Source organism: Actinobaculum sp. 352, assembly GCF_003957265.1.
In the GTDB taxonomy this organism is placed as follows: Bacteria; Actinomycetota; Actinomycetes; order Actinomycetales; family Actinomycetaceae; genus Asp313.
On sequence record NZ_RQSN01000002.1, the window covers coordinates 85,374 to 97,350 of the forward strand.

Annotated in this window: 11 protein-coding genes; 2 read left to right on the forward strand and 9 right to left on the reverse strand. The window is 58.7% G+C overall.

Annotated features, from left to right (window positions below):
* Nucleotides 1–68 precede the first annotated feature (68 nt).
* From EKN07_RS02595 to rfbD, 3 genes are all read right to left on the reverse strand, one after another.
* Entirely contained in the window at nt 69–1,073 is a 1,005-nt protein-coding gene (locus tag EKN07_RS02595; RefSeq protein ID WP_108715184.1) for a bile acid:sodium symporter family protein, read from the reverse strand.
* Nucleotides 1,070–2,758, reverse strand: a complete 1,689-nt coding sequence (locus EKN07_RS02600; RefSeq protein ID WP_164546578.1) for a DUF2142 domain-containing protein — start codon at nt 2,756–2,758, stop codon at nt 1,070–1,072. Before EKN07_RS02600 ends, EKN07_RS02595 begins: the two co-directional genes overlap by 4 nt.
* A 149-nt stretch (nt 2,759–2,907) precedes the next feature.
* Entirely contained in the window at nt 2,908–3,753 is an 846-nt protein-coding gene (gene rfbD / locus EKN07_RS02605; protein WP_108716629.1) for a dTDP-4-dehydrorhamnose reductase, read from the reverse strand.
* A gap of 138 nt (nt 3,754–3,891) precedes the next feature.
* Here rfbD and rfbC point away from each other — a divergent pair, with 138 nt between their 5' ends.
* The gene (gene rfbC / locus EKN07_RS02610; protein ID WP_108715181.1) at nt 3,892–4,503 is read left to right on the forward strand and encodes a dTDP-4-dehydrorhamnose 3,5-epimerase; all 612 of its coding nucleotides are present in this window, start codon (nt 3,892–3,894) and stop codon (nt 4,501–4,503) included.
* The gene (locus EKN07_RS02615) at nt 4,503–5,390 is read left to right on the forward strand and encodes a glycosyltransferase family 2 protein (protein WP_126145582.1); all 888 of its coding nucleotides are present in this window, start codon (nt 4,503–4,505) and stop codon (nt 5,388–5,390) included. Before rfbC ends, EKN07_RS02615 begins: the two co-directional genes overlap by 1 nt.
* A gap of 155 nt (nt 5,391–5,545) precedes the next feature.
* Here the strand turns inward: EKN07_RS02615 and EKN07_RS02620 are convergent, their stop codons facing one another.
* From EKN07_RS02620 to EKN07_RS02645, 6 genes are all read right to left on the reverse strand, one after another.
* The gene (locus tag EKN07_RS02620) at nt 5,546–7,603 is read right to left on the reverse strand and encodes a glycoside hydrolase family 99-like domain-containing protein (protein WP_108715180.1); all 2,058 of its coding nucleotides are present in this window, start codon (nt 7,601–7,603) and stop codon (nt 5,546–5,548) included.
* Between the two features lie 13 nt (nt 7,604–7,616).
* Nucleotides 7,617–8,318 carry a rhamnan synthesis F family protein gene (locus EKN07_RS02625; protein WP_241228108.1) on the reverse strand — a complete coding sequence of 234 codons (702 nt, stop codon included), beginning with the start codon at nt 8,316–8,318 and terminating at the stop codon, nt 7,617–7,619.
* A gap of 122 nt (nt 8,319–8,440) precedes the next feature.
* Nucleotides 8,441–8,686 (reverse strand): methyltransferase, encoded by a 246-nt coding sequence (locus EKN07_RS02630; RefSeq protein WP_108715178.1) that lies wholly within the window; start codon nt 8,684–8,686, stop codon nt 8,441–8,443.
* On the reverse strand, nt 8,686–9,960 hold the full coding sequence (locus EKN07_RS02635) for an ABC transporter ATP-binding protein (RefSeq protein ID WP_240611396.1): 1,275 nt from the start codon (nt 9,958–9,960) through the stop codon (nt 8,686–8,688). The genes EKN07_RS02630 and EKN07_RS02635 overlap by 1 nt, the downstream gene beginning before the upstream one ends.
* Nucleotides 9,961–9,962: 2 nt before the next feature.
* On the reverse strand, nt 9,963–10,796 hold the full coding sequence (locus tag EKN07_RS02640; RefSeq protein WP_108715176.1) for an ABC transporter permease: 834 nt from the start codon (nt 10,794–10,796) through the stop codon (nt 9,963–9,965).
* A gap of 109 nt (nt 10,797–10,905) precedes the next feature.
* Entirely contained in the window at nt 10,906–11,943 is a 1,038-nt protein-coding gene (locus tag EKN07_RS02645; protein ID WP_205647308.1) for a glycosyltransferase, read from the reverse strand.
* Between the last annotated feature and the right edge of the window lie 34 nt (nt 11,944–11,977).

An 11,977-nucleotide genomic window follows, 5' to 3' on the forward strand; every position in this document is an offset into this window, starting at 1 on the left:
CATTATACTGACTACGCACGTCTCGGACTCCAATCACCCACGAGACGTCGCGAAATCGACGAGGAAGATCAGTTGTCACGTCCGAAGCGGGTGGCACGGCACTTCCGTACGTTCCACGCCCGTGCACGATCAGCGATCTCCCGATCTGCAATACGACGATACACCGCAGCCAATACCGCGCCGGACAAATTGTGCCAAATAGAAAAGACTGCCCCGGGTAAAGCGGCCTCGGGTGTGAAATATGTGGTGGCCAGTCCCGCCGCCAGACCAGAGTTCTGCATACCGACTTCAATCGAGACTGTTCGCGCTGCTCGCCCGGGCACACCAAGTAGCCACGCGAATCCGAAACCGCACACAAAACCGAGCAGATTGTGAATCACGACGGCGAGTAGAATAATCGCTCCAGCCGTTTTCACCGAAGCGGACGACGCCGCGACGACTCCGGCAATCGCAAGTGCCACGCCGACGGTTGAAAACCACGGAAGTACAGGTAGAACCCGCTCCACCGCTCGAGGCAGCAGCATCCGCAACGTCAGTCCACCGATCACGGGAATCAACACAATCCGTGCAATGGTACCCGCCATACCGAGCGCGTCCAGAGGCATATAAGCCCCCGCCAACCACTTGGTCAGTAGAGGGGTAAAGATGGGAGCAAGAATCGTTGATACCGCCGTCATGGTGACCGACAATGCGACGTCGACCCTAGCCAGGTACGCAATAACGTTGGACGCGGTGCCTCCCGGTGCGCAACCGACTAAGATGACACCCACAGTGACCGCTGGTGACAGCCGCAGCACATGCGCAACGAGCACCGCCAAGAGTGGCATCAAAATGAACTGCGCCACCACTCCCACCAGAATCGGGCGCGGTCGGGTGAGGACCAACTTGAAGTCCTGCACTGTCAGAGTCAACCCCATACCGAACATGATGACTCCCAGAAGCTGATTGATATGAGGCGTCAGGTGCCCGGCACTACTGGGAGAAATCAATGCCCACGCGGCAACCCCTACGATAATGAGGGGAAAAACCATGACTGCCGTAAGTGCGCTCTTCTCCGCAGGGTCTTGTCTCATCCGCGTTCCTCCGACCTGTATCTCTCCCGATGTGGACGCTCAACTCTAGCCTCCTGCTGTACAGTATCGCCATCCTTTTCAGGCATCGCGAGTGCCGGTGACAGCGTTTGGGCGTACCCACCATCGCCTCTTGCCCGTCCATCTCGAAACAGAAACGGTGTCAGTACAGCCACGAGAAGCATCCCTACACCGAGCACAGCGGCGAGGCGGAGCCACCACAGCCCCAGTCCTGACGCGACGGACCACCGCAACCAATCGACGCCGAGTCGGCCCTCTTCCGCTGGATAGCACGCGCGTAACCAGAGGAGAAGCGAGTAGCCCGCCACACTGGAACTGATAATGCCAGGAATCATGTAGGGCCAGTTACGCTCGCCGCTACGCTCCAGGCGAGGCGCCCAGGCCATACCCGCCACCGCCAACATCCCTACGACAGCAGGAAAAAGGTACCTGCCCTGCAGCCCGGGCAGTGTTCCCGTCTGCGTATAAGCAGTCCAGGCCTGGACTATCAGCAGCGCGCCAGTCGCCGGGTAGAAGAGTATCAAGACCGCGCGCCGAAGCCTATCGTCACGGGGCTGATCCGTTTCCCCTTCCGGCACCCGCGCATGAGTGACAGCCCACGTCAAACAGCCCAATGCTCCCAATTGAAGGGCCAGAAGAAGTGGTTGCGGCAGCGGGAACTCAAGCCAACCGAGTCGCCCCCAAGAGGTATCCGCCAGGCCGCGGAGCGAGGCCTGAATGAAATAAAAGACATCGCTCCCCTCGCCACTCTGGGTTCGTTCCAGCCCCGCCGGCTGCAGGACGCCGTACAGCACGAGGTTGCGCCCCCACCAGAACCCGCCGAGAAGGACTCCCATTCCTCCCGCCGCCAGAGCTCGCAGTAAGCGGCGGCCACATGATCCTATTCGAGGATTGACCAGGAAGGCGCATCCCACCACTAGACCCATGGGAATAAAAGTCCCTTTGCTCCACAATCCCACGCCCAATGCAGTTCCACTGGCAAAAACGGCGTACCAAGAGCCGGAATACGCTGCTGCAGCGCTCGCCGCGATGGCCACCGCACCGGCACCGATCGCCAAGTCGTCGTTAGTCACGGCTGCCGTATTGAAGGCAAGTTGGGGTACCAGGAAAACCGTTGCGGCAATTGCAAGCGCACAACGCCGCCCTGCGCCGAGACGACAAGCGGTGTACACCAGGCATGGTACTAGCGGAGCAGTAAGAAAGATCCCGAAAATCCGCAGGAAGAGTAGCTGCCTATCCCACGTCCACTCCATGCCACCCGCAAGCCGTAGAGCCTTGCCCGCCAACCAGTAATATAGCGGCGGGTGCTGAGTCATCTGGTCCCTTTCACCCGTCACCTCGGCATCACTATACATTCCAACAGAGCGCTGACCGTGTTCGACGATCAACGCTTCAGGGTACGGCAGAACGTCCCCGCCATTTGCCTGCACGTCTCCGCCGGCAACCTCACTGCGGTTCGCCTGGCTGAACAAATCCTGTTCAACAGTCGTCAAGCCGGACTCTCGCGCTGCATCCGCCACTGTTTGATTAAGGGCGGCCTCTCCAGGCGTCGGCCATTGGCCCGTTGCAGCCATACGTAGTACCGAGTTGTAATGCGCCGGTTCGTCCGGTGTCCGAAAACCAGGTGTCGCCACCGCCCAGACAATCTGCCACAACAGAAACGCCACCGTAAGGCAGAGCGTCGCATGTCGTATGCCAACTCTGCCACACACAGCAAGCACCATCCCCACCCCTCGCTCCTGCTTTCGACGTGCTAGTCAGCCCGGATTCGTGGCAGGGAGCAGCCGCCACGCTGATCGTCACTGCCGTCAGGAGCTCAGCCGAGCACAATGGGAGCCGCTTGCTTCCACCGGTCTCTCCAATCACCAATCGGTTCTACTCCGATGCGGCGTAACGCATCATGGCCCAGCACGGAGTAGTGCGGGCGCGGAGCGGCCCGATTGAAGGCCGCCGCAGTGGTTTCGTGCACCATGGCGGGATCCTTACCCGCCGCAGCGACGATCTCTTGAGCAAATCCGTGCCAATTGGTCTGCCCCGCAGAGGTGCCGTGATATATACCCGCCGGGGCGCCCGAACTTACAAGCCGGACAATCAGATCTGCAAGGTCAACCGTCCAGGTTGGTTGGCCCACTTCATCAGTGACAACGGTCAAAACGTCACGTTCCTGCGCGAGCCTTGCAATGGTAGCGGGGAAACTGCTTCCATTCTTCCCATAAAGCCACGCCGTGCGGACGATGAGGTAGTCATCCGTATTGGTCCGCACTGCCCACTCTCCGGCAGCCTTCGTGCGGCCGTAGGCACTTTTTGGTTCCAGGAGCCCATCTTCAGAGTAGGGCTCATCTGCTTCTCCGCCGAATACGTAGTCAGTGGAGATATGAATGAGCCGGGCGCCTATCTTTCTGCATCGCCGCGCGAGGATCTCCGGCCCCGTCGCATTGACGTTGAATGCAAGGTCTTCCTTCTCCTCCGCGGCATCAACGGCGGTGAACGCCGCGACATTCGCGACGACGTCGGCGCCGTTGACCACCCGCTCAACGCTGTGCGGGTCCGTGATATCCAGTTCATCTATGTCGACCGCAACAACGTCGTGGCCCTCTTCGCCGATACGAGCAACCAGATCGTGCCCGAGCATGCCGTTTGCACCCGCAACCAACCAGAGCATCGTTTCCACCGTTCTCTTAGACCTCATGGAACATGCCTATTGTAACGAGTGGAAACGCAACACACATTCCCATGCGCCACCGGACTAGAATAGTCAGATAACTGCGTGGCAAGAGATGACGCGACCGAAAGGAACAGCATGAGAGTCCGTGAACTGGCAATTGCCGGGGCCTGGGAAATCACCCCGAAACAATTCCCCGACGACCGGGGCGTCTTTCTTGAAGCCTACAAGGCCTCCGCTTTCGAAGAGGCGGTCGGCCATCGCCTTGATCTTCTCCAGGCCAATACCTCGGTGTCGAAGGCCGGTACCGTCCGTGGTATCCATTTCGCAGATATCCCGCCTTCGCAGGCGAAGTACGTGGTCTGCCCGCGCGGAGCGGTACTTGATTTCGCGGTTGATATCCGAGTCGGCTCCCCTACCTTCGGCAAGTGGGATTCCGTTCTCCTCGACGACGTCGACCGCCGGGCCATTTACCTCTCCGAGGGGCTCGGGCACTGTTTCGTTGCCCTTGAAGATCACTCAACCGTGCTGTACATGTGCTCCGCTCCCTATGCGCCCGGGCGCGAACACGGCGTCTCTCCACTCGATCCGCAGATTGGCTTGGTCTTCCCTGAGGTGAGCCGCGATAACCAACCACTTGAGCTGAAGCTGTCCGCCAAGGACTCCGCGGCTCCCACCTTGGCCGAAGCATCCGCGCAGGGGCTGCTTCCCAACTGGGACGAGGTCCAAGCCTTCATCGCGACACTGTAATGCTCGAAGCGGTTATCGTCACCTACAATCCCCCAGGTGCGATGGGAGACCTATTGGACGCCTTGCACCGACAATGTGACGGCGTCGTCGTCGTGGACAACGGTTCTGGGTCGACCTCCCTGAAAGCACTGCGCGAAACGTGCAATGAGTACGGTAGCCATCTCCTCGAGCTTGGTGAGAATATCGGCATTGCCGCAGCGCAGAACCGAGGGATAACACTTGCCCGATCACACGGCGCCAGTTTTGTGCTCCTGTCTGATCACGACTCGATGCCAGCGCCGAATATGGTGGCGCTGTTAAGCGAAGCACTGCGGGAGGACCCGCAGATAGCTGCTGCCGGTCCTCTCCCCTACGAAGAGCGAGAGGGCGCCGACGAGCTCGTGTACATTGATCGCGGTTGGGCGCCCAAGCGCGCCACCCGGGAAGAATTGCGGCAGGACCGCCTCGATGTCGCATTCCTGATCGCTTCTGGCTGCCTCATACGGATGGAAGCGCTTGACGGTGTGGGGGGCATGCGCGAGGACCTCTTCATCGACCACGTTGACCTTGAATGGGGAGTTCGTGCGCGAAGAGCCGGGTGGCGCCTCATCGTCGTTCCGGCAGCACGCCTAACGCATTCCCTCGGCGACGACGTGGTGATGCTTCCCGGACGTCGTCAACCGGTCCACGTTCACACCCCCGTGCGCAACTACTACATTCTTCGGAACACTATCGCCCTGATCAGGCAACAGGTGCTGCCACGCAAATGGCGCATCCGCTACACCTATTGGGCTCTCAAGTACATGGCGTTTAATGCATTCGCCGTGAATCGGCGGCGGGAGCGCCAACGCCTGATGGTCCGAGCCATTCGAGACGGCCTCTGGGGGCGTCTTGGCCGCTTAACCTGACACCTACTGCACAGGTACGGCAACTCCCACCGGTATGTGCAAAGATCAGCTCAACTACTCAACATCGCGTGTAGGCAAAGCAGAGCGATGCAAGTGCGCACCGCCCGGTCACCCTCGCCGATTAGCCAACCGGGCACATCTATACCGCAGCCGTGTCAACTCCACACAGCGTTGCGGACAGCCTGCAAGAATGTCCTGCCGTAGCGAGTAGTTGGTTCGAGAATCGCACTCTCCGCCCACTCATTCCAGGCATTGATGAAGACCACACGATCTTGCGGTTCACGCGCAAGAACCGAACGCACCATGCCGGACATCCAGCGGTGGAATGTGTACGGGTTCGAACCGTACCACGCATCGGCCTTCCACTGGCGTCGCGCCGTGTTGTCGAATGCAACCATAACCCCCGGATACTCGTTGTCCATCAGGTCCGCAGCGGCATGCAACGAGGCATTGGCCGTGGCCTGATAGCTCATGAAATTCCCGCGCCAACGCGAATCGAGCCCGACTGCGGTGGCAGGACCGGCAACCCAGGGAAGGTTGTGCGGCGGGAATTGCAAAGTACCGTCAAGACCTGCCGACGCAAAGTCGTCCAACCCATCAAACTCTCGTGCCACTGCCACTGCAAGAATCTTCAATTCCCCAACGCCAGCACGCCTCGCACGATCCCGCCAGGTTCTCACTACCTGCGCGAAATCATCCATCTGTGCCGGGCGGTACACCGCCAGCACAGCCTTTCCATCCAGACGCATATACCGCGGGTCCAGCAGGAACTCCATCACATCGTCAATGAAATCTTCTGCGGGAACCTTCGAGTAGTCCTGCCCAACCAGCACATCTTCCGAGCGTCCATCCCAACGTCGCGTCCAGTTTTCATTGGCCCACATGATACAGAAGGGAAAAGCAATATCAGACTCCTTGAGCTTCTCAATCGGGAGGCTGAGAAGGCGCTCGCCCGAGAACCAGTAGTAGTAATACATGAATCCAGCGACACCGTGCGCAGCGGCAAGGTCTGCTTGCTCTTTACGCACGCTGTCAAGTGCCAGATCGTAGTACCCCAGTTCGGTGGGTTGCTTCGGCTGGTAGTGCCCCTGCCAGGCGGGAACCGCTGCCACAACGTTCGACCATTCAGTGAATCCACGCCCCCACCAACGGTTATTCTGCGGAGAATCGTGGAATTGCGGCAGATAGAACGGTACTACCTGCGCGTTCGCGATTCGTTGCGCATCACGTTCGAACCGTCGGTAAGCGGTTGGGTTTCGCCACCCCTCTCGCTTGAGTTGCGCCACATGAACCGGTTCAGCGATATTCAGTCCCGCCTCGTTAGTGAGAATACCGATGATTCGCTCAATCGCATGCGCAGTTGTCCCGTCAACCTGGCCAGCCTCCTCGTCGAAATCTGCAGCCTGGAGATTGAGTGCCCGCAGGCCCTGAAGCACGAAACCACGGGTCCAGTACATCGAACCGGAAGCGAACTGTAACTCGTCGGGTACGAGCGAGAGCTCAATGCGCCGCAACAACTGGTCGGCAATCCGTTGGTCACCTCCCCAGAACTGCTTACCAACAATTGAGTCGGTTGCCGTGAGGATACCGAGAGCAGCATCATCCGCAAAGGCATTGAGGATGTCTTGTACAGTTTCAGTGGACCCCACCAGATCGCCCAGGAACTGGTCTTTCCACGCGGCACCGTTGCCGACGAGTTCCGTGTGCTCCTCACGCCACGGACTCCGTTTCGTGTGCAGTTTGAGTATCAAGTCGTAGGGGTCCAGCGCGCCGGAGTTCACGATCTGAACAGTCGGGAAAATATCGCGTCCGTGATTCTCGACATCGACGACAACTGTGTGGCCGAGGTTCTTAATCTCGGGAATCGTGATCTTGTCACCTGAAGCATTGGTGATGAATAGATCAAAGTCCACGGGAATGTTGCGTAGGTGCTCGAATAACTCTGGCATGAGCTCGCTGTAGAAGCAATGGATCACCACGCCGATGCGCGCCGGATCCGGATTCTCGAACTGCGGATCAACCCTCCATTGGTCTGGAAAGCCGGAATCCTGCCTTCCCCCCTGCCTCTGTACAAAGTTCACGAAATCGGCACAATGCTCAGCGCGCGAACCGTGGATATTGCCGGTGGAGATCAGGTTGGCGGCCGCGTTGCGTGCTCGCGCTGCAACGTAAACCACGCGCCGGTGGAGGCCATTACTCGTCAGTCGCCGCATGATATTTCCTTTCTCACCAGTCGGTGACATCCACGTTGAAGGTCCGCTCGATATAACTCTTCGCCTCCACGCACTCTGCCAGTGTCGTTGGGTGGGTCATGATTGTCCGTTTCAGGAAGGGCACGCCAGACTCAATGAGCTTTTTCCACCCATCGACGGTCGGATTCCCGTAGGGAACGCCCAGGTCGGGGCCGGTGACCCATTCGTCCGAGGAGTACGCCTCGGAAAAACAGAGCCGTGAGGCGCCCAATTCATAGTGCAACACCACGTTATCCTTGTCAGGTTCCTCGCGGATATTGTTGAAGAAGTCGACCCACGGTTTCTCGGCTATGCAACCATTACGGAACGCCAGGAAGAAACTCTGGGTATGACGGGCGAACTGGTGCGAGGCGGTCAGCCCGCGAATATCTGGCCCCGGTTTAGCGGCCCACTCCAGCAGGTGGTCGATTGGCGCAAAGGGACCAAGGAGGGAATCATTCGTCAGGAGCACCACCGGTACATTTCGAATCTCCGGGACACAGCCGAGCGCAGTAGCCCATGACCCGAAATCGTAACCAACATTTGGACGCCGCATGACGACCGTGTTCTCCGGAAACCCGAAGGGAAACGCAAGTGGTTCCTCAGATTCGCAAGTGGAGACGACAATCGTCGCATACCCCGCTGCATCCAGCGCCGTCAGATACGTGGACAATGAACGCGACTGAACTGGTCCCATCGAGAACTGGGCCACAATAGCCACCCGCTCGCGTGTTACAAGATCCTGTCTCCGGCCTCTCTCAATGCGCACCCGGCCCCGCGAAAGCCCAGAAACCAGCGGACCGCGAGTTCTAAATCCGATCACCGCCTGATCGCCCTCCGCAGCACAGATTTAACGCCGCGCAACGGCGCGGTCATCTGCCACGACGACGAGTGCCGAAGCGCCTCAAGTTGTTCCCACGCACCGGCAAGTTTGCGCCTGCTGATGCGTAGATCCTTCTCAAGCTGCTCCACCTTCTGACCGAGTTCGGTCACCTGGCGCTGCGACTCTCGCAAGGCGGAGCGAAGCTTCCGAATCTCCTCATCTTGATGCGTCTCTCCTGACACTAGTTATCTCCCTCCGCAGCGATTCCTGCACGTCTGCTCCAGCTTCCGGACGGCAAGGTAACCAGCCCGGGTTCGTCCATAACGCGTCCACCACGAATCACGAGTTCCGTCTTCCGGTCCGAATAATCGAACATCAAGCCCTCACGCACGAAGCACGTGGTTATCCAGAAGCGACCGGGCTGGATTCGGATGGGATCCATTGTGTAATCGACGAAGGTCTCTTCGCCCGCATAAAGTGAGTAAAGGCGTCCCTTCGCTCGCGAATTGGGGCCGGCAATCGTAACGCCACCGTCCGTCGAGAAAGCGAGGCCGAGCTCCACATCGTGTAAATCCTTCTTAGCGCGCACGTAGACCCGAATTGTCGTTTTCTCTCCGGTGGTCGCGAAAGGAACCACTTCGCCGGAAGCATTCAGCAACTCCACGTGTGTCATGCGGCAGTCTCCGTTGCCCTGATTGAGCTTGTAGGAGTCATCCTCGGGGAACTCGTCGAGCTCGTCAACCGCCTGCTCGGCACGATTCCGCGCCTCTTTGGCATTAACCGCCTCGAGGTAGGCGGTAACGGTCTCGTCGGCACTACCAATCATCTGCACCTCGCCGTGATCGAGCCATACAACTTCATCACACATCTCCTGCGCCAGTGAAAGAGAGTGGGTGACCAATGCGATCGTCGTGCCGGAATCCCGCAGTTCACGCATGTAATCGAAGCACTTGCGCTGGAACTCTTCGTCACCCACCGCAATGATCTCGTCTACGATGAGTACCCGCGGTTTAATCGCGACGGCGACGGCGAAACCGAGACGAACTGTCATTCCCGAGGAATAGACCTTGACCGGTTGGTCGATGAAATCTCCAATATCGGCAAAATCTATGATCCACTCAAGGGTGTCTTCTATTTGCTTATGGCTTCGACCAAGGATCGCGCCATTTAAGAATATGTTCTCCCGCCCAGTAAGCTCCCCGTGAAATCCGGCGCCCAGCTCCAAAAGCGCGTCGACCTTATCCGACACGGCGACGGAACCGTTTGAAGGCCTGTATACGCCAGCCAGGATCTTCAACATCGTTGATTTACCCGAGCCGTTGTGTCCAATCAAGCCAAATGTCGTTCCTTTTTTGATCTTGAAGGAGACGTCATTCAGCGCTCGAAATGTGTGTTTGCTTCCCTGGGCTTTACCTCGAACAAAACGCTCCTTGAATGTGGAACGGCGATCCTGCTGCATCTCGAACACCTTCGAGACCGAATCAACGACAATCGCGTATTCTGCCTGCTCGCTCACACTCAGATCCTCTCCCCCAAGTCCTGGCCCCATCTGCGGTACACCGCCCGTGCTCCTACAAACGCCGCTGCCGCCCAGGCGATGCACAGTCCCCAGCTCTGGACGCTGCCGGGATTCAAGTCGTAACACAAAGAGCGGAAAACGCCGATGAACTCCGCAACGGGCATGTGGGTGATGATCGCCTGCAGTGGAATGGAGTGCCATGACTCCGGAACAATGGTGACCACATAGATGATCGGCGTCGCGTAAAACATGAGCTGGAGGATCACACCCACAAGTTGCGCCAGATCGCGCACATGGATGTTCCAGACGGCCAGAATCACGGCCATCGATTGCACGAACACAACCAGCACCACCAGGAACAGTGGGATGAGCAACCATGTCCAACCGATATTTCCCAGTGCGGCCAGCACCACCAAGAGGAGACCCACCTCGATGGCGGATTGAATGCCAATGGCGAGGCCGGCACCAATCACTGGCGCATAAGCCGGAAAGTAGACCTTCTGGAGCAGACCGCCCGCACTCAGCAATCCGCTAATGCCGGCATTTATCGAGTTCTGAAAGAAACTCCACAAGGTCAATCCAGCGAACAGCCACACCGCGAATACGCCAATGCCCGCGTGCCTGGATGCTAGTTGCGGGGGCTCCATCTTGAAGAGACCGCCGAAAATCAGAGTATAGATGCCCAGTGTCGCCAGGGGAACGACCAGTGACCACACCCAACCGAGCAACGTCCCGTTGAACTTGGCCTTGAGGTCACGCTGCCCGAAAGCATTCACAAGCGTCCACTGCTGCTTGAGCGGGAGTGGGGCTCTCACATCTGTCGTATCAGCCATATCTCACGCATTCCTCATCGGAGACTTCCAGAAGGCCATCTTAAGCCAAACACGTCCGAATCCAGATCTCTCACGATGGCGACCTCATCACGTTGCAAACCTGGCACACTCATTTCTTTGGATCTCCCAACACCATTGCAAGCGGACCGACAACCGCGCCCGGGCGGAACATCTCGCGCTTCCTGAGCGCGGCCACGCGCGCCTCCTTCAATCGCTTGTGATCGGTGAGGCTCTCGATGGCATCTGCTAGAGCCAGCGCATCACCAGGCTCAACGTACACAGGGGCCCGCCCTAACACCTCTCGTTGTGCCTGAGTATCCGAGGTGATGAGGGCACAACCCGCCGCCAGACCCTGGAACGCCTTGTTCGGAACGACCCGCAACGCCTTGGGCGTCGTTCCGAAGATCCCCAGGCACACATCGTGTGCCGCAACAACACGCGGAAGTTCCTGCGCATCAATCCAATCGTGCCACGTAACGGTGACGTGCTCGCCTTCCGGCAACAGGTCCCGCACGCGATCAGAATCCTGACCAGTTCCAATGAGAGTGACGCTGAGGTCGATCCCGCGGGCCTCCAGGTTGCGCAGTGCCTTCGCGATGGTAGGGGTGCCCTGCAGCGGGGTAAAAAGACCATAAAAGACGACCGAAAGCGCCCCGGAAGGAAGCGTGGCTTCCGGACTCACTGTGCCATCGGGGGGACGCACGCCGTTCTCGTCGGGGGAGGCAGCAGCATCAAACCACATGTCCTGGGCGCCAACAGGAACAACAACACTCTTGGCACGCTGCTTATCGGCCAGTAGGCCAAGACTCTCCCGCGTGTCAACCACGACTACATCGGCCGTTGCCGATGCCGCGCGGTCAATTCCGTGTAACAGCATGTTCTTCACTAGGCTGAAGGGACCAGGACCGAGCAGTCCGCGATCCTGAGCGGTATCCGCAGCAAAAACGAGTTGATCGAGGATGATCCGCGCGCGAGGAAACAGCATTCGTGCCAGCAGTACATCAAAATGCCCCAGATACCCCACGATGACGGCGTCCGGTCGGTTGCCGCCGCGGAAACGCGCCGCATCACGGATGAGGCCCACCCACTGCCGCGCAAGTGTTCCGCCGAAATGCAATGTGGCAGCAGGCCTTTGCAAAGCTGCCACCCGCTCTGGTGTTTCTAGCCGGAGCGGACGATTG